General features: G+C 47.5%; 21 protein-coding genes. 5 read left to right on the top strand and 16 right to left on the bottom strand.

Annotated elements, in window-relative coordinates; translation table 11 throughout:
* Nucleotides 1-34: 34 nt before the first annotated feature.
* The gene (locus KME11_18155; GenBank protein ID MBW4517133.1) at nt 35-589 is read right to left on the bottom strand and encodes a diheme cytochrome C; all 555 of its coding nucleotides are present in this window, start codon (nt 587-589) and stop codon (nt 35-37) included.
* 270 nt (nt 590-859) lie between these two features.
* On the opposite strand from KME11_18155, the gene KME11_18150 reads away from it, so the two are divergent.
* Nucleotides 860-1342 (top strand): GNAT family N-acetyltransferase, encoded by a 483-nt coding sequence (locus KME11_18150; GenBank protein ID MBW4517132.1) that lies wholly within the window; start codon nt 860-862, stop codon nt 1340-1342.
* Between the two features lie 142 nt (nt 1343-1484).
* On the opposite strand, the gene KME11_18145 is transcribed toward KME11_18150, so the two are convergent.
* Nucleotides 1485-2105, bottom strand: coding sequence for a hypothetical protein (locus KME11_18145; GenBank protein MBW4517131.1), 621 nt, complete (start codon nt 2103-2105; stop codon nt 1485-1487).
* 634 nt (nt 2106-2739) lie between these two features.
* Entirely contained in the window at nt 2740-4215 is a 1476-nt protein-coding gene (radA, locus tag KME11_18140; GenBank protein MBW4517130.1) for a DNA repair protein RadA, read from the bottom strand.
* Nucleotides 4216-4366: 151 nt separating this feature from the next.
* Between radA and KME11_18135 the strand changes: the two genes are divergently transcribed.
* A complete protein-coding gene (locus tag KME11_18135) occupies nt 4367-4651 on the top strand; it encodes a YggT family protein (protein ID MBW4517129.1) in 285 nt (94 codons plus the stop codon).
* Between the two features lie 58 nt (nt 4652-4709).
* Here the strand turns inward: KME11_18135 and KME11_18130 are convergent, their stop codons facing one another.
* The 6 genes from KME11_18130 to KME11_18105 form a co-directional block, all read right to left on the bottom strand.
* Nucleotides 4710-5624, bottom strand: a complete 915-nt coding sequence (locus KME11_18130; protein MBW4517128.1) for an alpha-1,3-mannosyltransferase family protein — start codon at nt 5622-5624, stop codon at nt 4710-4712.
* A gap of 100 nt (nt 5625-5724) precedes the next feature.
* Nucleotides 5725-6726, bottom strand: a complete 1002-nt coding sequence (locus KME11_18125; protein MBW4517127.1) for an alpha-1,3-mannosyltransferase family protein — start codon at nt 6724-6726, stop codon at nt 5725-5727.
* 41 nt (nt 6727-6767) lie between these two features.
* Complete coding sequence (locus KME11_18120) at nt 6768-7706, bottom strand: glycosyltransferase (GenBank protein MBW4517126.1); 939 nt, start codon at nt 7704-7706, stop codon at nt 6768-6770.
* 139 nt (nt 7707-7845) lie between these two features.
* On the bottom strand, nt 7846-8874 hold the full coding sequence (locus tag KME11_18115) for a succinate dehydrogenase/fumarate reductase iron-sulfur subunit (GenBank protein ID MBW4517125.1): 1029 nt from the start codon (nt 8872-8874) through the stop codon (nt 7846-7848).
* An 81-nt stretch (nt 8875-8955) separates the two neighbouring features.
* Complete coding sequence (locus tag KME11_18110) at nt 8956-9609, bottom strand: phosphoribosyltransferase (GenBank protein MBW4517124.1); 654 nt, start codon at nt 9607-9609, stop codon at nt 8956-8958.
* 48 nt (nt 9610-9657) lie between these two features.
* Nucleotides 9658-10536, bottom strand: a complete 879-nt coding sequence (locus KME11_18105) for a 4-hydroxybenzoate solanesyltransferase (GenBank protein ID MBW4517123.1) — start codon at nt 10534-10536, stop codon at nt 9658-9660.
* A gap of 371 nt (nt 10537-10907) precedes the next feature.
* Between KME11_18105 and KME11_18100 the strand changes: the two genes are divergently transcribed.
* Both KME11_18100 and cphA read left to right on the top strand, forming a co-directional pair.
* Nucleotides 10908-11723, top strand: a complete 816-nt coding sequence (locus KME11_18100; protein ID MBW4517122.1) for a cyanophycinase — start codon at nt 10908-10910, stop codon at nt 11721-11723.
* Nucleotides 11724-12018: 295 nt separating this feature from the next.
* Entirely contained in the window at nt 12019-14793 is a 2775-nt protein-coding gene (gene cphA, locus KME11_18095; GenBank protein ID MBW4517121.1) for a cyanophycin synthetase, read from the top strand.
* Between the two features lie 53 nt (nt 14794-14846).
* Here the strand turns inward: cphA and KME11_18090 are convergent, their stop codons facing one another.
* Nucleotides 14847-15017: a twin-arginine translocase TatA/TatE family subunit gene (locus KME11_18090; GenBank protein MBW4517120.1), complete on the bottom strand. Its 171-nt coding sequence runs from the start codon at nt 15015-15017 to the stop codon at nt 14847-14849.
* 139 nt (nt 15018-15156) lie between these two features.
* On the opposite strand from KME11_18090, the gene KME11_18085 reads away from it, so the two are divergent.
* Nucleotides 15157-15891: a phycocyanobilin:ferredoxin oxidoreductase gene (locus tag KME11_18085; GenBank protein ID MBW4517119.1), complete on the top strand. Its 735-nt coding sequence runs from the start codon at nt 15157-15159 to the stop codon at nt 15889-15891.
* 8 nt (nt 15892-15899) lie between these two features.
* Here KME11_18085 and KME11_18080 read toward each other — a convergent pair whose 3' ends face one another.
* The 6 genes from KME11_18080 to KME11_18055 all read right to left on the bottom strand — a co-directional run.
* Nucleotides 15900-16724, bottom strand: coding sequence for a CPBP family intramembrane metalloprotease (locus KME11_18080; protein ID MBW4517118.1), 825 nt, complete (start codon nt 16722-16724; stop codon nt 15900-15902).
* A gap of 106 nt (nt 16725-16830) precedes the next feature.
* A complete protein-coding gene (locus KME11_18075) occupies nt 16831-17208 on the bottom strand; it encodes an AbrB family transcriptional regulator (GenBank protein MBW4517117.1) in 378 nt (125 codons plus the stop codon).
* A 460-nt stretch (nt 17209-17668) separates the two neighbouring features.
* Nucleotides 17669-17971: a DUF1232 domain-containing protein gene (locus tag KME11_18070; protein MBW4517116.1), complete on the bottom strand. Its 303-nt coding sequence runs from the start codon at nt 17969-17971 to the stop codon at nt 17669-17671.
* 117 nt (nt 17972-18088) lie between these two features.
* A complete protein-coding gene (locus tag KME11_18065; protein MBW4517115.1) occupies nt 18089-19333 on the bottom strand; it encodes an FGGY-family carbohydrate kinase in 1245 nt (414 codons plus the stop codon).
* Between the two features lie 72 nt (nt 19334-19405).
* Nucleotides 19406-20158 (bottom strand): DUF4351 domain-containing protein, encoded by a 753-nt coding sequence (locus KME11_18060; protein MBW4517114.1) that lies wholly within the window; start codon nt 20156-20158, stop codon nt 19406-19408.
* A 53-nt stretch (nt 20159-20211) separates the two neighbouring features.
* On the bottom strand, nt 20212-20299 hold an 88-nt coding region (locus tag KME11_18055), incomplete at its 5' end, for a transposase (GenBank protein ID MBW4517113.1).

Genomic DNA, 20299 nt, shown 5'->3' with positions numbered 1-20299 from the left:
AGGATTCCCCCACCAGCCGTCACTTAAGCTTTAGTTAGGGGGAATCTGTCCACTCTGGGCTAAGGCTGCGATAGTTGAACTGTGCAGAAGCAGGATGGCACGTAGCACAACTATTGAGGGTGACAGGCTCGGCAAAATTTACTTTGGGATGCAGCGCTTTGAAAAACCGAGATTTCCCGATGCGAAATGGCACTTCTTCGCCTTTGTTGATGGGGCGGGAGTAGGTGGAGAGGTAGTTCCAAACGGCTTGGCGGAGTGGCTCTTGAATCGTGGGGATGATGGCACCATAGTGCTGAGATTCTTGAATCAGCGATCGCCAAGTTTGGCTAGGCAAAATAGCTGGAGGCAGCCCCACATGACAAGCAGCGCAGTTCTCTAGGTAAACTTCTTGTCCAAGCTGAAAATTGGCAGGCACAGCATCTACGGTTCCAATAGTTGCTTCTGTTAGCGCTGCGGCAGAGATATTAGCATTAGAGGTATCAGCATTGGGCGAGGCTGCCTGTGCTAAACCTAGACCCAAAATGGCACTCCAAAATAAGAGCAGCAGAAACAAAATAACGGGAGAACGACGACGTTTTATGAGGTTCATACCTTTGGGTATTAGGGGCGATCGCTCAAGATACCCACGAGGGGTGACTTCGAGATCTTCGTGAGAGTTTACTTGTGAATTGTTGATCTTGTGAGCAGATTCGGGAGCAGGTTATTACTATGGATTCCATAGTATCAGGCACCATGTCACCTTCCCCTCCCAAGAAAATTCTGAGATGATTTGGGTAAATCAGGACGGAATTGAACAGCATGGAATGAAGTTAGCTGCTAATCTCTGCATGAATGAAGGGTTAAGGAGATTTATTAGAATATGGATTGCCGCCACATTCAGTTTTGTTTTTATCAGGAAGAAATGCAGGGCGTATGCACCCGCGCACTTGATCTGCATGAGCTACAGGCTTTGTTTCAAAAGACAGCGCATTGGGCACAAGAGCGGCGGGTCGAAGATTGGGCGATCGCCATTGCTAACAGCAAACCTGTCGTAACAGCATGGGATAGCGATCGGTTGATTGGCTTTTCCCGTGCTGTATCCGATGGAATTTACCGCGCCACCATCTGGGACGTAGTGATTGATCCTGACTATCAGGGGGCAGGGCTAGGGCGCAAATTAGTAGAAACAGCGTTGATGCATCCCCATGTAAACCATGTAGAAAAGGTTTATTTGGTAACGACCCATCAGCAAAGTTTCTATGAACGCATTGGCTTTGAGCGCAATACCAACACTACAATGGTGCTTCATAACCGCCCAGTTTCCCAAGAAGGATTGTCTTTAGCTGCCGAGACTTTTCACTAAGGTTTTCAGCAAGTCTAAGCAAACAGTATTTAAGAAAACAGCGTCTCAGTCAAACAGGATCTCAATCAACAGGTAGAGTCAGATGAAAGTTGAGGCGTTCGACATAACAAAACGCTTCAGCTTTCCAGATATCTAGACAAAGTTAGTATTTGTGCTGGTATGGCGGTTGCTCTCTGGTCTTCTGCCCAGAAGAAGCATAAGCCTTTTCTGCTTGCAGAACTTCACCTGCTATGCGGGCGCGACGCGCTCTTAATAAGCGCCAGTCAATGAAAAGGAGCAGAATGCCAAGAAGACCCGTCACTTCTGCACTAATAATTTGTAAAACACCATTGGTTTGTAAAGCCGAAAGATTACTGCTGCGGTTACCGTATGCCAACAGATCTGCTTCAATCACGTTGCTGTTTCTGCCTGATGCCATCTTACCAATCATGACCACAGGATCACTAACGGCGATCGCCTTCTTCTGCCCTGGAGCCACAATTTTTGAGGAAAGATTTTTAATATTCTTAGGCTCTTGTTGAACTCCAACTTCGCTGCCATTGCAGTTCAGCAAAAGTGCTGGGCTACTGGTCGTCCAGTTTCGGCTCACGTGGCATTCTAGCAAAGCAGTAGAGCTAAGCGTATCTTCGTTTAAAACCTCTGCTCTTGAAGGCTGTAAGCTATTGAGTTGATTGAGCGGCATGAGAGTATTGAGAAACCAGTTGAGGGCAAGGAACACCGCAACGGTTGATAGAAAGATCCCGATGATTCTGAGTGAGCGCACGAACTATTTTTCCTTACTTTTCAGATGAGCAGAAAAGTCCAGTTTATTGAGCAGTGGACTGCACCCAAAAAATGGTGCGAAGGCTTACTAAAGTATTAAGACCAAACAAGCGAACTATACCTGAGGCAGTATACTCCGATTTGGGCAAGGTGGAAATTGTTATCAGTTCAATTCCACGGAAAGTTTGCCAAAAATTAATCAGGTTTTGCCTGCGAAAGAAAATTTTTAATGAGAACTTATGTAAAAGAAAGAACTTAGCAGAAGCAAGCTAAGACGGGCGTTTCGAGTGAAAGCATGAATCTGAATCAACGCCCCTTTTCTTTAGGAGAGGGTTTGGGGAGAGGTCTATCTCGCCGCGTTGCGACCAAATCTAACCCTTAGCCCCTGCCCTAAGAGAGCAGGAAAACCAGACTTTCATCTCGCGATTCAGCACTGCCGAAGACCTATTACACGATAGATCAGTATTAAGGAAGACAGCATTGTTAAGCTGTGGGACCTTTCAGGTTTATGTAACATAAGTAACATGCCTTTCGCTCTGTTAAAGACAGAACAAATGAACAGTAAATAGCAGCTATTAATAGCTCCCATCACATTTGCAAACATTTTGAACGCTGTCAAGAGGGGGTTAAGCCTGTTACTCAAGCGTGTTTTCGGCTGAGGCGGCTCGTCCTGAACCCAGGGCTGCCGCGATCGCATCGACAACTCTAGAGACTGGAATGACCTCTAAATTGAGGCTGGACAAGCTTTGAGCGCTGGGTATAATGGCGCGCTTAAAACCCAATTTGGCGGCTTCCTTAAGGCGTAATTCCATTTGGGAGACGGGGCGAATCTGTCCTCCTAATCCCACCTCTCCAATTAAAACGGTAGTAGGGTCAACCACTCGGTCACGAAAACTGGCGGCAATGGCGATCGCGATTCCTAGGTCGGCTGCGGGTTCACTCACATTCAGACCACCGGATGCAGAGACATAAGCATCTAGTTTAGAAAGAGGAATTCCAACCCGCTTTTCCAACACGGCTAGAATTTGTAACAGTCTGTTATATTCAATCCCAGTTGTTGAGCGGCGGGGTGAGGAGTAGCTAGTGGGGCTAACCAGTGCCTGAAGTTCGACGACTAGGGGACGAGTGCCTTCGCACGCCACAATGGTTGCGGTACCAGGGGTTTGTTCATCGCGGTTGCCTAAAAATAGCTCGGAAGGATTAGTCACTTCTTCGAGTCCGCCCTCTGCCATTTCAAAAACGCCCAGTTCATGGGTTGCGCCAAAGCGGTTTTTAACAGAGCGAAGCAGACGATGGCTCGCAAAGCGATCGCCTTCAAAATACAGAACGGTATCGACCAAATGTTCTAAAACCTTGGGCCCTGCGATCGCGCCTTCTTTAGTCACATGTCCCACAATGAATAGGCTAATACTTTCACGTTTAGCAACCTGCATCAGTGCGGAGGTGCATTCCCTGACCTGTGCCACCGACCCTGGCGAAGAGTTTAATGACGAGAAGTAAAGCGCTTGAATACTGTCAATCACTGCCACTTGCGGACGGAGTGATTCTAACTCTCTTAAAATTGTTTCTAGATCTGTTTCGGGCAGCAAGTATAAATTGTTACCAATTGTGTCCCCTGAAGATAACTTTTTCTTTGGATCTACATTGGCAATGCCCAAACGCTGCGATCGCAATTTCACCTGCTGTCCTGATTCTTCGGCACAGACATAAAGCGTTCGATGGCTTGCGGCTAACAGGTTGGCAACTTGTAACAATAACGTCGATTTGCCAATGCCTGGATCGCCCCCAATCAAAACGAGGGAACCTGGGACAATGCCGCCGCCCAGAACGCGATCGAATTCGGTGTAGCCCGACGAGATCCGGGACAATGGATAGTCTTTGATTTGAGTGAGGGTAAGAGCAGTGATCGGCTGAGGAGATGTAGCGCTGGATGGGTCGGTCGAACGAGATTTGCTACCACGGGCGATCGCGGCAACCCGGTTATTTGCCGCAGGGGCAATAAGCTGTTCAACCAGAGAGTTCCAACTGCCGCAGGATGGGCATCTGCCAAAATATTGAGAAGATTCTGCACCACATTCGTTGCATACGTAAAGCGATCGCTGCTTCGCCATAGTCTTGCCGCTAAGTCCTATTCGTAGAGTCTATCTCTACGCTAGCGCAATGCTTGGGAGGCGTGTTCTTTACGGATCTCAAATACTCAGGAAACTGAGATTTGGCGATCGGATCTACAATTTATAGGTTGATATATCGTTCAAAACTTTTATGGATATTGCTGCGATCGGATCTCTGGCTTTAGCTATTTTCTTAGGCGTAATGATGCTGTTGTTTATCTTCCGCATCATTTTGACTTGGTATCCTCAAGCAGAATTGAATCGATTCCCGTTTATTCTAGTGGCAATTCCGACAGAGCCTTTGCTGATTCCGATGCGAAAAATTGTTCAGCCTTGGGGAGGAGTGGATATTGCACCGATTATTTGGTTCGGAATTTTTAGTTTGCTGAGGGAAATCTTATTAGGACAGCAAGGACTCTTGAAGATGATGGGCTAACTCTCCTATCTTTTCCAGTAAACAGGAGAGTTTTAACGTTCAGTTAAGGTATGGCTGTTCAGGGCTTACTAGCTAAGAGCTTTTTTGCGGCTCGTTGCAGCCAAGTGGGTTGCGCGGGCACCATTGCTTGGGGCTTGGGTTCGTTGAGATAGCGGTAATGCTCCCAAATTTCCCAATAGGAACAACCAGGCTGAATTTTCATGCCTGCCCAGTGAAGGTACTGCAAGGTTTGATTACTGGTTTTAGGATCAATCAGGCGATCTTCACCAACTTTGATGAAGTGAGGAGTTCCTGCCCAATTGCCAGGAGCTTTGCCAGGGCGACGGACAATGTTGAAGCGCTTGGGAATGCGCTTGAGCATCATGTAGTTAATGATGGGTTGGTCTGAAGTTTTTTGAGAAAAGTCGAAGTATTCGGGATGTGCCGCGCACTCACTAAAAACTTCATAGAGTTCTGCTTCGGAGATGCGATTTTTCTTAGAACCCCAAAAACCGCCGTTAAAAATATCTTGACATTCAGCTTCGGTAAAAATACCGTCTTCAAATACTTTGGCTGAGAAGACATTGGCGATGCCGCCTGCATGTTGATAATCGGAGCAAATGAAATCGTACTCCGACAAGTAGTTGAGGTTATCGCTAATTCTTTCAAAAACTACAATGTCGGTGTCAATGTAGATAAATTCGTCGAAGGAACCAAACCAGCAAGCTTGTTTGCGAAATTGGTTAGGACGGGCAAAGAAGCGATCGCCAAACACCTGATGCAGCTTGTTAGAAAGGCGATCGATAAACTCTAAATCTTCGTAGACCGTAACGCCATATTTTTGACCCAATAACTCGGCTACGGCTTGATATTGGTCATCATAAGGAATCAATACTACCGGAATTTCAGGATCGTAAAACCGAATGCTGTTGAGTAGGGCGATCGCGTGTTCGGTCACGCGATCGTTGGCTGTGATATAAATTCCGCGAGTCATAATTAATACCAAAAGTAAAGGATTTTGTAGAGACGGTCTACTCAGTTATCTAGAAGAAATTTATCTAGAAGGAAAAGACTAATCGATTAAGGTAAAAGACCTAACCCATCCCTAGTTTTTGCAATACTCGTCGAGTCAAACTTTGCTGATTATTGGGCTGATCAGGCAACTGATCCAGCAGCATCGGTTGCTTTTCGGGTTCATACAAATAGCGGTAGTGCAAGAATGTTTCTCGGTAAGGAAAATAAACGTTTTCACCTGCACAAAGCTTGCTAAATAACTGGCTCGATAGACCAATGTAATGCAAATAAGTGACCCGTTTTCCATGATCATAAAGAACACGATCGCGCCACTCAAAATGTTTTGAAGTGACCGAGTTACCCGTGCGTTTTTCTAAGGGCAAATGCACCGCTAGATTGTGAATTGCAATGCCCGATCGCAGGGTAATGTAATTCAGCACCGATTGATTAGGTGCTTTCAAATAAAGCACTTCTGCCTCACCTGCCGCCAGCTTAGACACCAAATTTTCTAACTGCTCTGGAGAAAATAAACCTTTCTTAGAAGCGTAGCAACCCGAACAAAAGATTTCTGTTTGTAGTCGCTCTGGTGGAAAGATGTCTAACAATTTGGGGGAGATTAAATTGAAAATGTGGGACGGATCTTTGAACTGAAAATCATAGGTAACAAAATCATGATCGTTCAGGCTTTCAAAAATTATGTCTAACGAATCGAGTACCAAGGTATCGGCATCAAGGTAAACGAAGCGATCGAAGGGAGCCTCGACATCAAACGAAGCATAACGATGATTGCAACTTAGACGATAAACGCCATCAATTCCTTCTTTCTTCCAAGTCGCTAGGGCATGGGGATGCGTTGCCCAAACCTGGGCTGAAAACTCTCTCCAACGGGCGAAGATAGTAGGGTCGTCCATTAGCGTCACGTTAGGACGGTTGGCAATTTCTGCCCGCACACGATCGAGGTTATCGTTATAGGCAATGACGCATACGGGCAGGTTGCTGGCGTTTGTTTCAATGCTGTTTAGCAAAGCCACTAATTGGTCGAAAACATGGTCATTGGCGAGGGTATAAATTCCGTCAGTCATGGCGTTTGAGGATAAAGAATAAGGTTTACAACTGGTGAATCTTAATGATCAAACTTGTCGACAAAATCCGAGAGCCAGTTGACCAAATTCAACTTGTGTAAAATAATTTGTCGAGCCTCAGCGATCGCATCTTTCGCCGCGTACCAAGCATCGGGCGTTGCCGTTACTTCTTGGATGTACTGCAAACCCTGTTCATCAAGACTAGGCAACTTGAGAAAGCTTCCAGGCGGCAGCAGTTTATCGGCAGCCGACCCACCATAATAAATGGGCAGACACCACGACAGCAGAGCATCCCACAGCTTTTCGCTGACATACCAACCGTTATCGGCATAATTTTCGATCGCCAAATTGTAGTAGTAAGGCGCTAAAGCATGGGATTTATTAGCCACTGAGCCAAAGCTCTTAGACCCGGCAGGTAGATTGCGTCCATATAAATCAAAATTAAGGCGATGGTCTTGGAGCAGCTTGAGGAATGCCAGACGTTGGCGATGGTTATGAGTGCGATCGATGCCTGAGGTGACCCAAGAGCAAGGGCGAATCTTTTCAGGCACGGCACCCTGATCAAGCTGTCGAAAAGGTTGATTGACATACCAAATAGCAGGCATATAATCCGGCACAGGAGCCAAATCATCTGGGCCCGAAACGTACCCACAATGAACTTTTGACTGTTCATAATCTGCTGTCCTTTGCTTCAGCTTTTCAGCAAAGGGCGGTTCTCTCACCAGGGAAATAACTCGTTGTTGAGGTACGCTACGAAACTTGATTTTTGCTGCCTCTGGCGAAAGTTGGGGTGGTTTCTTAAACCGTTGCAGCCAACCTTGAGGAGGCGTAGGTTTGAAATCGTGGAAGTTATACAATAGAAGAAAGTCGGGCTGCTCGGCTTGAGCTAAAAGTTGAACATTGCCCCAAACCCCAAAATGATGGGGCGTTTGGTTCCACATCCAATCGCCTTGGGTAAGTCCTGGGTAGGACGAAAGCATTCCAATTGTTTTTTTGCCCATGCCCTAAATGTCCTGCTGCCAATGTGAGTGGGTGAACTAGGACTAGGGTTCCCGAAAGATTTAGCGGGGGAACAGGCGATTTTGTTGGTTTCTTGCGGTGGTAAATTAATTGAACTTGTTAGGATTTTGGCGCTTGAGTCGATTCCGCTTCCAAACTTTGTACGGCTTCAATTAGCGATCGCACTTCATCTACTCCTGTCGAAGGCTCAAACCCAAAGGGAAATTTTCCCCGTGCCAACATTCGCAGACCCAACGGCCCTAGACTCATGAGTCCTCGTAAATCTCGTAGCGAATTGCTGACGACTCTGATGCCAAACTTACGCTCGTCAAGCCAGCCGCCTTCCTTCACCAGGTTAATCAGCACCTTGCGATGACGAACGGGCAGGCTCGATTGGTCGTCTTGGCGATCGAGAATTTCTTGCTTAATTTTACTGATTTGCTCCATCGGTGCAACTTCCATTGGGCAAACCGCATCGCAGAAAGAGCAGCGAGTGCAGCCCCAAACGCCTGCTGTACCCTGGCTGTAGTGCTCTAAGCGTTCTTCAGTGCGTCCGTCGCGGGGATCGGCAACTGTCCGATAGGCTTTGGCAAGGGCGTGGGGGCCTACAAAAGTAGCATCGACCTCCCGGGCGTTGCACTCTGAGTAGCAAGCTCCACAGAGAATGCAGTTGCCGACCTGGTTAAGGCGATCGCGTTCTTCAGGAGATTGCAAAAATTCTCGTTCAGGGAGTTGCCGCGCCTCAGTACTCACGTAAGGAGCAACTGCTTGCAGATTGTCCCAAAAGCTCTGCATGTCCACGACCAAATCTTTAATAACGGGCATGTTGCCCATGGGGGCGATCGTAAAGGTCGGAACTGCATCAACAGTGGCGCTGGAGTTGGCGGCTGCAATGTGCTGGAGCCGAGCCGCTTCGCTGCCGACGTTCTCCTTACAAGCCAGAGCCGATCGCCCATTAATTCGCATTGAGCAGCTTCCGCAAATCGTGTTTCGGCAGTTTTTGCGATATGCCAGGCTGCCATCTTGCTCCCATTTAATGCGATTAAGGCAATCGAGAATAGTATTGCCAGGATCAACTTCTAAGTCGTAGGTTTGAACTCGCGGAGGAGTATCGGCGTTTTGGCGAATGACTTGAAACCGAACTTGCATGATGTTGCGTAGATGAGGAGAGATATTTTCTAGTGTAGGTTTAAAACTATAGAGGCAGGACGCGATCGCATCATGATTTAATCATGTGGTTCTAATTGTCTGCTGCGCCAAAAGATATCGGACTTCTTGATCAGAAGTTTGAGAGAAATCGACGTACCACATGCCAATGGCGTTGAGCCGCTCAGGCAAATTAAGGCAAACAACTTTGTCTACAATTGTCCTCAACGATTCATCAGTAGAAATAGGTGCCACTGGAACTGCCACCACTATTTCTTGAGGAATCTTTTGGCGAAGCGTGGCGATCGCTGCCCTTATGGTTGAACCCGTCGCAATCCCATCATCGACCAAAATCACTGTCTTCCCTTGGATATCAAGCTCAGGACGATTTTCTCGATAGGTGCGATCGCGGCGCTCCAACTCCTGCTGCTCGCTCTCTATCACCTCTTGAAATGCTGGGCGCGAAATCCTAATCGACTCCAAAATTTCGTGATTTAGCACCATCACGCCACCCGGAGCGATCGCTCCCATTGCTAGCTCTGGCTGCCCGGGCACTCCTAACTTTCGCACCAAACAAATATCAAGCGGCAAATTTAAAGCCTGAGCAATCTCATACGCCACAGGCACTCCGCCTCTCGGCAGCCCCAGCACCCAAACATCCGAACGGTCGGCATACTCACTCAACTGGGCAGCCAGAAGCTTTCCCGCTTCAGTGCGATCGTGAAATCGTTGTTTCATCGAATTCGCCTCCCGTTTTTCAATCCAGCCCAGCCAGCTATTTTTACTTTACCAAGATCCTAAAATCATCCCTGCTAACAAAATAAATCCCACCCCAACATTTTGTTGAAATACCTGCCCATACACGGTTCCCATGGGCTTTGCCGGACGAATGAGTTGATAGTGATAAGCCCACCCTAAAATTGCTAACCCTAGCGAAACCCAAAACCAGAGATTTAAATTCAACAAAGCTCCTAACCCTGCTAACAAACCTGCACTTCCCGCAAAAAACAGCCCCACAGCTTGTGCTGCATACTGTCCAAAGAAACGCGCGCTTGATTTAACTCCTACCCGCTCATCGTCTTCTCGATCTGCCATTGCATAAACTGTATCAAACCCCAAAGTCCACAGCACTGTCGCTCCCCACAGTAGCCAAGTTGCAGGTTCCAATCCCCTTATGACTGCACTCCAGCAAATCAACACTGCAAACCCCCAGCAAATTGACAGCACCAACTGTGGCACCGGAAAAACTCTTTTCGCGGCTGGGTAAAAGATAATAAACGGCACCGCTGCGACACACAGCCAAAAACTAAAAGGATTGAGATACTGAGCCAGCCCCAAAGCACAGGCAAAGGCAACCAGCATGACTCCAAACCCGGTCTTTGCCGAAAGCGCCCGTGAGGCAAGGGGGCGATCGCGGGTTCGCTTGACCTTGGGATCAATATTGCGATCCCACAAATCATTCACCACACACCCTGCCGCACTGGTCGCCAGCGTGCCCAAAATAATGACTCCCACCAGCAGCGGTTCTGGCTTTCCTTGCGATGCCAACACGACCGCCCACAGCGCCGGAATCATGAGAATTAATCGTCCCGCAGGCTTATCCCAGCGCAGCAGACGAGCGATCGCCCGCCAAGAGGGTTCTGGTTGCGGTTGCCTAGTCACCATAGGTTTAAGTCCGTCAAAATCTACCGAGCAAAAATCATCTGTTGACTAGTGTACTGGAGTAAACATCGATACTATTCCTGACTCTTCAAACCGATAGGCTATTTACAACACTAAGCCAGCCTGAATCAGGCAGTCTGATAAAAGTTGAGCACAAAATGAGATACTAGGCTGGATCCAGGGCAATGTCCAAATTCGTGCGAACCTTCTAGTCAAGAGTCAACCTTGCTCCTGTCTGCCTTCACTTGCCCCATTGATATCAAAAGATGAACAGGAATCCCCTTTCTCTAAATCAGCGATTGGAACAGATCACTCACTTCTTGTCCCGAAGCGATATGATACTGCAACCAGACCTCACGTTCCTTGATTTAAGGATGCCCCAGCCTACTAAACACGCCGTCATGATTATTGGCGGTGCCGAAGACAAAATTCAAGGGAAACAAATCCTCCAGACCTTCTTTCAACGGTCTGGAGGGGAAGATTCTCGTATCGCCATTGTGCCTTGCGCCTCTCGTGAACCCGCCATTATTGGCAATCGCTATGAAACTATCTTTAGCGAAATGGGTGCAAAAGCGATCGAAGTGATTGATATTCAAGATCGTGCCCAAAGCGAAGACCCTACCTGGCTTAACTATGTGGAAAGCTGTACAGGCATTTTTCTGACAGGCGGAGATCAGCTACGACTCTGCGGCCTATTAGCAGATACGCCAATGATGGAAATTGTCCGAAAGCGTGCACAACTTGGCGCAGTGACCCTGGCAGGAACCAGCGCAGGGGCGGCTGTTATGGGTTTGCAGATGATTGCAGGGGGCGGCAGTGGTGAATCGCCCAATCGTGCCCTAGTCGATATGACTCTTGGCTTAGGTATTGTTCCTGAAGTAATTGTTGATCAGCACTTTCATAACCGTAACCGGATGGCGCGGTTAATGAGTGCAGTTGCTTCCCATCCTGATAAGCTGGGGATTGGAATTGATGAAGATACCTGTGCCTTGTTTGAAAGTAGCGGCATTTTCCAGGTCATTGGCAAAGGCACAGTCACTGTTGTTGACCCCGCAGAAGCTTTATTTGCTAACTTTCCGACCGTGGGCTCAACTGACCCTATCAGTATTCATAACTTACGTGTCCATATTTTGAGTCATGGCGATCGTTATGATTATCATCATCGGAAGGTTATGGCGATCGAGAACTAGGCGCAGTCTGCTGTCAGTCAGGAGTAGAAAGGAAAAAGTTGAGAGACTGTTGAAGAATGGCTGTAGATTAATCTGGACTGAGTGAGTTAGGGAATCGGATTAAGTTTTACAGTCATACTCATACCTAAGGTGAAGCAGTGCTTAATTTCTTTCACAAAACATTAAGCCTGCTAATCTTCAAAACTGTTCATCCTGGACGGTTAATGAGCTTCTTAAAGGTTCAGACTAGACGCTTACCTGCTATTGCGCTTACTGCAATTGTTGCTCTACATCGAAACAACTCAGTGATTTAGTTATGAAAATTCTCAAAACCCAAACGCTGCGTGGTCCAAACTATTGGAGCATTCGACATGAAAAATTAATTGTTCTTCGTTTAGATTTAGAAGATCTAGCCGATGTATTTTCCCACCAAATTTCGGGATTTTACGAAGGACTCGTCGAACTGCTGCCTGGTTTAGTAGATCATCGCTCCATCCAAGACTGTGAGCCTGAAGGTAACTTTTTAGAGCGCGTTAAGGAAGGCACCCGACTAGGTCATGTTGTTGAGCATGTGGCGCTAGAGCTACAAACTTTAGCAGGTATGGCAGTTAGCTTTGGGCGTACCCGCGAGACTGCCGATGCTGGGGTGTATCAAGTAGTGTTTGAATACCTAGATGAACAGGCAGGACGATATGCCATGCGGGCAGCCGTTCGCCTTTGTCAAAGCATTGTTACCACGGGACACTATTTGCCTGCTGAACTCATGCATGATTTGAAGGATCTGCAAGATTTTTGGGCGCAAGCATCTTTAGGGCCGAGTACCGAAAATATTGTGAAGGAAGCCGAGATCAGAGGGATTCCTTGGACAGCGTTGAGCAGCCGAGCCATGATCCAATTTGGGCAGGGAGTCTATCAAAAGCGGATTCAGGCAACGTTAACCAGTGGCACAGGCGTTTTGGGCGTAGAGTTAGCTTCTGATAAAGAGGGAACGAAGGGAATTTTAAGCGATATCGGCGTGCCCGTGCCGCGTGGAACCGTAATTCATTATTTGGATGAACTGGAACAGGCGATCGCCCATGTCGGCGGATTTCCTATTGTCATCAAACCTCTAGATGGTAATCACGGGCGCGGCATCACCATTAACATCAACGATTCCAAACTTGCAGAAGAGGCATACGACGCTGCCAAAGCTGTTTCTAAAGGCGTGATCGTTGAGCGCTTTTATGTCGGGCGCGATCATCGGGTTTTAGTCATTGATGGTAAAGTCGTTGCCGTTGCCGAACGGGTTCCGGCTCATGTCATTGGCAACGGTCAATCCACGATTGCTGAACTGATTGAAGTTACAAACAGCGATCCTCGTCGCGGTGACGGTCATGCTAACATTCTCACTCGTATTGAGCTAGACCGCACTTCTTGGGACTTGCTAGAGCGTCAAGGCTATACCCTTGACTCAGTCCTTCAGCCTCAAGAAATTTGCTATCTGCGTGCCACTGCTAACCTCAGTACGGGCGGCGTAGCGATCGATCGCACTGACGAAATTCACCCCGAAAATATTTGGATCGCTCAGCGCGTTGCCAAGGTGATTGGGCTAGATATTGCCGGAATTGATGTTGTTACGTCTGATATTTCCCGACCGCTCCACGAAGTAGACGGGGTGATTGTTGAAGTCAACGCGGCTCCTGGGTTTCGGATGCACTTTTGCCCCAGCGAAGGCATTCCCCGCAACGTTGCCGAACCCGTTCTTGATATGCTATTTCCACCCGGTGCCCAAAGTCGCATTCCTATTTTGGCGATCACGGGGACGAATGGTAAAACCACGACGACACGCCTCCTGGCTCATATCTTTAGACAAACGAACCAGGTAGTTGGCTACACCACTACTGATGGCATTTATATTGGCGATTACCTGGTTCAGAAAGGTGACACCACGGGGCCTCAAAGCGCTCAAGTCATTTTGCAAGATCCGACGGTTGAAATTGCTGTGTTAGAAACTGCCAGAGGCGGTATCTTGCGATCGGGCTTGGGGTTCAGCGCCTGTGATGTGGGCATTGTGCTGAACGTTGCTGCCGATCACCTGGGCATTGGCGACATTGAAACCGTCGAAGACCTGGCTCAGCTTAAGAGCGTCGTGGTCGAAACAGCCCGTCCTAATGGCTATGCAGTTCTTAATGCCGATGACCCCCTAGTCGCGGCAATGGTGACCCAAGTAAAAGCACAGGTTGCCTATTTTACAATGAACCCAGATAACGAACTGGTGCGCAAACACACGCGCCAGGGCGGCTTGGCGGCTGTATACGAAAATGGCTATCTCTCTATTTTGAAGGGGGGTTGGACATTGCGGATTGAACAAGCCGTGAACGTGCCATTAACCATGGGAGGACGCGCTCCGTTTATGATTGCCAACGCCCTGGCGGCGAGTCTGGCCGCATTTGCGCAGGGTGTCCGAATTGAAGATATTCGGACGGCGTTAGCAACTTTTCAAGCGTCGGTTAACCAAACACCCGGACGGATGAATTTGTTCAACCTGGGCAACTACCATGTGCTAGTCGATTATGCACATAATCCGCACAGCTACAAGGCATTGGGAGATTTTGTGCAAAATTGGCCGGGAGAACGAATTGGTGTAGTCGGAGGGCCAGGCGATCGCCGTGATGAGGATTTTGTTACCCTGGGAAAGCTTTCTGCCGAAATATTCGATCGCATCATTGTTAAAGAAGACGATGATACCCGGGGTCGCCCTCAGGGGGAAGCGGCACAACTCATTGTCCAGGGCATCCTAGAGAGCGGCACAACCCTTTCCTATGAAGTCATCATCAACGAAACGGAAGCAATCAACACGATGCTAGACCAAGCTCCTGCTAGCAGTCTTGTCGTCATCTTGCCAGAAACCGTCAGCCGCGCCATTAGCCTTATTGAAGCCCGTCATCCTAAACCTGATCTCGACTTGCCTAAGGCGATCGTCGCAGAGCAGGGCTTGAAAGCCGTCCCTGAAGCTTCCCATTCCATTCGCCATGGCTCGGTTAATGGCAGTAATCCGTTCCAGGCTATTGAGGTCAAAGAAGGAATTAAGTACGTGCAATCAGGGGGTTAATGGGAAAAGAAAGGGGCAGAGAATCTCTGTCCCTCTAGTTCATGCTCTAGCAATTAAGCATCAAATTCATCATCTTGTTCTTCGACAGAGCTATCTATGCCTTCTCTAAATCCTCGTAGCGTCTTGCCTAAAGCGCTTCCTAGCTCTGGGATTCTTTTGGGCCCAAAGACAACGACTGCTGCCAGTAAAATCAATCCAACTTCCGGCCATCCTAGACCAAACATAGGAATCTCCTGTCGTTTATCTTCATTCAATATATCGGGTTCTGTTCGAGTTCAGCGCAATCAACCAACATTGCCTATCCGCGGTAAGGTATCCTGAAATCTACTGGGACTCAGCATTTAGTGTCCTCATTTTTACATCATGCCTTCTTCCGCAACAGACTCAATTCGTGAGCAACAGCATCCGCTCATTCAAAAGCTTGCGAATTCTATAGAAACTATTTGGCAGCGTCATTTAGATCTGTCGCCTTATCAGTTGCCAGAAGATTTGGGCTATGTGGAAGGACGGCTAGAAGATGAAAAGCTGGTGATTGAGAACCATTGCTACCAAACGCCACAGTTTCGGAAGATGCACATGGAACTGGCAAAAATCGGCAACTCGCTCGATATTTTACACTGTGTCATGTTTCCTCGTCCTGAATATGATTTGCCGATGTTTGGCACGGATTTGGTCGGGGTACGGAAGCAGATTAGCATGGCTATTGTGGATCTCTCCCCCGTTAACCCCGATCGCACCCTTCCTGCGCTGTATCAATCGCGCCTGAGCCTACTCCCCTCTCTAGAGTTTTCTCAAGCCCGCACGATTCCGGCTTGGGGCGATATTTTTTCTGAGTTTTGTGTGCTGGTTCGCCCTAATAGCCCCGATGAAGAAGAGCAGTTTCTCGATCGCATTGAAAAATATTTAGAAATTCATTGCCAACAGGCGATCGCTACCCCACCGACTCCCGAAAAACAAGCGGAAATTCTAGCTGGGCAGCATCACTACTGCAACCAACAGCAGCAAAACGACAAAACCCGCCGCGTGCTAGAAAAAGCCTTCGGAGCCGAATGGGCATACCGCTACATGACCACAGTGTTATTTGACGTACCCGATTAGCATCCTAATTACCCGCCCATTAACCCCAGCGCCCCACCCGTTCCTAGTAAAAACAAAATCCCCATTATTCCTGCCAAGGGTTTACCCCCAAAACCTGTTAGCCAGGCAGCGCCTTTTCCAGTGGGCGAAATTAGTTCTGCTGTGTCAATCGTGGCGATCGCCCATATCCATCCAGCGTGCAGCCCCCATGCCAACCCTAACTCGCCCCCATTTACCCAACGGGCTAGCACCAATACCATGCCCATCAGCCACAAACCGGGCAATTGAGGAATGTTCTCCTTCCCTTCCCAGACCAAATGTAATACAGCAAAAATCAGGCTGGCGATCGTTGCAGCAATCCAGGGCAGATACTCTTGCTGCAACTGATTAAGTAAAAAGCCTCGAAAAATCAGTTCTTCCGTCAGGCTGACCCCAATACCTAAGCCTAGGGTTGGAATCAATGTCTTAGCTAAACTCTGGGTAGGGGTCTGCCAACGCACCCAGCCCAAAGCCCTCTCAATTCCTAACAAGATCGCCAAACCCAAGATTCCTCCCCCCACTCCTTGAGCCAGCGAGCGTAGAACCGAGAGTTTCCATGGCAATCCATAGATTGCAAAAGATGCGCCAGCCAGTGCCGCAAATCCCCAGAGTACCAAGGGCGCAATTAGGTAAAGCGATGCCAACAGGGGCAGCTTTTGGGAAAGGGTCAAAGGTTGAGGAGGATGCCATTTAAGGGCGATCGCTAGGGGAAGGGCGATCGGTAACCACAAAACTAACCAAACCCCAAAAAAAGCGAGTATCTGGAGAGCCGCAGAAGCCTGAGCTAAATCAGTGATTAAATTGGCAAGATCCATCTTTACTCCTCATAATCTACCGGATAAAAGTTAGTCAAAACAAAAGCGGGGCAAAGATTACTTTGCCCCGTCAGTTGAAAAACAAGAATCTATCAATCTAAGATTTTTAGGCATCACCTGCATCAATTTGATTGAGGCGGATATGTTTGTAGCCCAGTTTGATTTCAAACTCGTCGCCTGCTTTCAAGCCCATCTTTTCGGTGTACGTTGACCCAATCACAATTTGTCCATTTTTATGGACACTAACGCGGTAAGTTGGCTCTCGCCCCCGACCATCTTTAGAACCCTCGGCGCTAAGGGTTGTACCTTTTGCTTCTAGAAGTGCTTCAAAGAAATCAGCCAAGTTCACACGGGTTTGGTTGTTTTTCCCAGAGGTATAGTAACCACAGCGTCTTGCTTTTTCCCGACGGGGTAAGTGAGCAAGCTCTTTGACTTTTTGAAGTAGTGCTTTTCCTGTTAACGAATTAGGCGAATTTTCACTCATTGCTTCCGAAGTTTCCTTGCAATCTCTGATGAAGAATTTGGGGCTAACTATCTGAGCCATGTAAAGAATATAGCCCCAAACGTTATTTTAATAATAGTTAGATTATTAATTAAAGCTTCAAATTTAGCAAATTAATAAATAGTATTAATTCGATCGCGCAATTTTTCACAAATCGCTCAGCACTTTTAAGTTGCTGACCTAAGTTGTGAAAAGGTTCTGGCTATAAGGATTATATTAACAAATTGCTAGACATACACGACTTCTCCTGACTGTCAAGCCAAGTTTAATCATAAGAAGCTGCGATCGCATAGGTGTTCAATGTTTTAGGCAAACCTGATGCTTTATTTCTATAAACTTACTGACAGCACATGCCATTAATAGCACGGAATATTTTTGACAAAAAAAAGCAGGCAAGATGCCTGCAATTGAGACGTTAAGTAGATTTGAAAACATACAAACATTAATCAACCTGGACTGCATTAACCTCAACTGGGTTATTCTCTGAGGCTGTAGCATCTACAACAGACTCTTTGCCTTTCATCGTTTTCACACGGTTAATCAAAAGCTGAGAAACTTCAGAAACCAACAGTGTCATGATTAACACATCATCGACCTGACCAATGATAGGAATAAAGTCGGGAGCGATATCAATTGGGCTAATAATGTATGCCAAGCTACCTACAATGATCCACCAGCGATATTTAGGGTTACGGATAACATCACGGTACCAGTCATAAATAGATTGAGCGCCGAATAATTTCATAGGTTGGTTTCCTCTCGTTTGTTCTTTTATTGTGTCAGCTTGCCTCTATCAAAGAAATAGGTAAAGAGTGCTGATAGCCGATCGTAGCAAGTGCAGAGAACCGATTAAATCCATTTTTTAGGAAGACGATAAGGCTAAAAGGGCAGTCCCGTAGGCAGCTTCAGTTTGAAGCGATCGTGCCACAGGTACCTTGAGATGGCGCGATCGCAATTTCTGCCACACCTCATTCTTTGCCCCACCTCCCGCGGTATAAACATGGGTCAACGGAGTTGCGCCTAACTCTTGCAACAGCCCATAACCCTTCGCCTCAATCCGAGCCATGCTTTCAAGCAAACCGTGCAGAAACTCTACCTGTGAACTAGGGCGCGGCTCTAGTCGTGGCGACAGATTAGGATCATTTGTAGGAAAACGCTCTCCGGGCTTCAGCAATGGGTAATAATCCAGGGGGTTTTCTGTTTCAGGGCAAATTAATGGACTCAGCCGCCGCAGTGCTGCATCATTGAAAAAATGCCGCAGCACTGCACCGCCCGTATTGGATGCGCCCCCCACCAGCCACAAGTTGCCTAACCGATGACTGTAGATGCCCGACTGTCCATGGTCAACCCTAGTTCGGCTCAACAGCTTTAGCACCAAGGTTGACCCCAACGAAGTCACTGCTCCACCCGGAGTCTGTACACGGCTCGCCAAAAATGCCGCAATGCTGTCTGTCGTGCCTGCCCGAATGATGCAGTCAGCAGGCAAGCCAAGCGCGATGCTAAGGTGAGGCAGAATAGGAGCGATCGCCGTCCCTGGAGCAACCACATTAGGGAGATAAAACGGTGAGTTTTGAAGCCAATCAGGATAGCAAAGCGACTGAACGTCATACCCCAACTTTAAAGCGTTGTGGTAATCTGTGATGCCAATTTGCCCGTGCAGTTCAAAAGAGAGCCAATCTGCCTGATGCAAAAAATAGGCGGCTGTTGAGGAAAAGGAAGCAGCCCACCAAAGGAGTTTTGCAAAACTCGAAGTGGCGCTAATCACCGGATGATTGGACGGGGCGATCGCTCTCACCTGGGGCAGCACTGCCGCTGCTCGGTCATCGTTATAAAGAATGGGAGCCGCTAAGGGCTGACCTTGCCGATCGCAGAGAATTACCGTAGAAGAGGTGCCATCAATGACGATCGCTTGAATATTCTGCCTAATGTCTAGAGGAATTTGGCAAATTAATTGAAAGAGTGTAGTCCGCCAATAGTTTGCTAGATCTGGAGGAGATTGTTCAAAACGAATATGAGTTTCAGCCTGGACTTGTTTATGGACATTGATGGCGATCGCCCGTGCCCCAGAGGTACCAAAATCGATTCCTAAGTAGACACTCTTATCCATTATTTTTATTTCTCATTAGCGTTCTTGCCTATGAGCCAAACTTTTACCCATCTCCGCGAACTCATTATTAACTTAAACATTCTCTACTAGCCAATGCTCCAAATCTGCCAATCCACCAAAATCCAGCAGCGCTTCACCTAGAGACTCTAACTGTTCTCTAGACAGCCTATTTAATTGCTCGACTAATTCATCAGGCACTGTTCCTACTTGATGCCCTAATAGCCGAAAGATTAGCGATCGCTCACCCTGCTCAATGCCCTGCTCAATGCCCTGCTGCATCCAACTTGTTACAATTTGCATAATCTCTCTCCGATCGCTTAGCTCAATTTTAGCAACCTCTGCTTGAAACAGAGTTTCTTCAGTAGAATTGAGCCTAAGATAAGTATCTACGAAACCCGAAATCAAACGAGTTCGGGCTGCATCTAAACGTAGGGTTGCTAATATTCTCAGACACTCTGCTTTAACTTTAGGACGATCTTCTGGCATGATTTGCATCTTTGCCATTAGTGCTGCCGCAACAGGATTGCGCTGACTCAGAAAGTCTCGCCAATCAAGGCGGTTTAATTGAATTGCCTCAAAGCTAAATTCTAAAACCTTGCGATTTTGAAATTCTACAATATGGCAATTGGCTTCTGCTCGATAGGGTTCATCAAATGAGAAGACGACAATGGGGTATACCCGCTGACGGTATTTTTGGTAGAGCCTTGCAAAGTAGAAAAACATGCGACGGGCAAAGTCGGCTTCGGTATAGGACTGCGCCTCTAGATGTACCAAAAATCCTACGTCTTCTCCTGACTGCTGCACCTCTGCCAACAAATCAACTATTTTTTCTTCTCCTGCTGTTAGAGGATGTTTGAAAAGTTATGGCAAGTCAGATTTTACGCCAATCGCCTCACCATAATCCGGATCATCGCCAGATAGATCAGAGTCTCTGAGGTCTGCGGAAGGTGTTCATAATCTTTGTTC

The organism is Timaviella obliquedivisa GSE-PSE-MK23-08B, from assembly GCA_019358855.1.
In the GTDB taxonomy this organism is placed as follows: Bacteria; Cyanobacteriota; Cyanobacteriia; order Elainellales; family Elainellaceae; genus Timaviella; species Timaviella obliquedivisa.
Note: the sequence above shows the minus strand (reverse complement) of the source record. Positions and strands in the feature narration are given on the sequence as shown.

Bases quoted from the DNA above. Each gene is read 5' to 3' on its own strand.
- KME11_18080 (MBW4517118.1), bottom strand. From the start codon at position 16,724: ATGGATCTTGCCAATTTAATCACTGATTTAGCTCAGGCTTCTGCGGCT.
- KME11_18075 (MBW4517117.1), bottom strand. From the start codon at position 17,208: ATGAGTGAAAATTCGCCTAATTCGTTAACAGGAAAAGCACTACTTCAA.
- KME11_18085 (MBW4517119.1), top strand. From the start codon at position 15,157: ATGCCTTCTTCCGCAACAGACTCAATTCGTGAGCAACAGCATCCGCTC.
- KME11_18125 (MBW4517127.1), bottom strand. From the start codon at position 6,726: ATGACTGACGGAATTTATACCCTCGCCAATGACCATGTTTTCGACCAA.
- KME11_18155 (MBW4517133.1), bottom strand. From the start codon at position 589: ATGAACCTCATAAAACGTCGTCGTTCTCCCGTTATTTTGTTTCTGCTG.
- KME11_18090 (MBW4517120.1), bottom strand. From the start codon at position 15,017: ATGTTTGGTCTAGGATGGCCGGAAGTTGGATTGATTTTACTGGCAGCA.
- KME11_18110 (MBW4517124.1), bottom strand. From the start codon at position 9,609: ATGAAACAACGATTTCACGATCGCACTGAAGCGGGAAAGCTTCTGGCT.
- KME11_18120 (MBW4517126.1), bottom strand. From the start codon at position 7,706: ATGCTTTCGTCCTACCCAGGACTTACCCAAGGCGATTGGATGTGGAAC.
- KME11_18065 (MBW4517115.1), bottom strand. From the start codon at position 19,333: ATGGATAAGAGTGTCTACTTAGGAATCGATTTTGGTACCTCTGGGGCA.
- KME11_18100 (MBW4517122.1), top strand. From the start codon at position 10,908: ATGCCCCAGCCTACTAAACACGCCGTCATGATTATTGGCGGTGCCGAA.
- KME11_18105 (MBW4517123.1), bottom strand. From the start codon at position 10,536: ATGGTGACTAGGCAACCGCAACCAGAACCCTCTTGGCGGGCGATCGCT.
- KME11_18135 (MBW4517129.1), top strand. From the start codon at position 4,367: ATGGATATTGCTGCGATCGGATCTCTGGCTTTAGCTATTTTCTTAGGC.
- radA (MBW4517130.1), bottom strand. From the start codon at position 4,215: ATGGCGAAGCAGCGATCGCTTTACGTATGCAACGAATGTGGTGCAGAA.
- KME11_18130 (MBW4517128.1), bottom strand. From the start codon at position 5,624: ATGACTCGCGGAATTTATATCACAGCCAACGATCGCGTGACCGAACAC.
- KME11_18150 (MBW4517132.1), top strand. From the start codon at position 860: ATGGATTGCCGCCACATTCAGTTTTGTTTTTATCAGGAAGAAATGCAG.
- KME11_18115 (MBW4517125.1), bottom strand. From the start codon at position 8,874: ATGCAAGTTCGGTTTCAAGTCATTCGCCAAAACGCCGATACTCCTCCG.
- KME11_18070 (MBW4517116.1), bottom strand. From the start codon at position 17,971: ATGAAATTATTCGGCGCTCAATCTATTTATGACTGGTACCGTGATGTT.
- cphA (MBW4517121.1), top strand. From the start codon at position 12,019: ATGAAAATTCTCAAAACCCAAACGCTGCGTGGTCCAAACTATTGGAGC.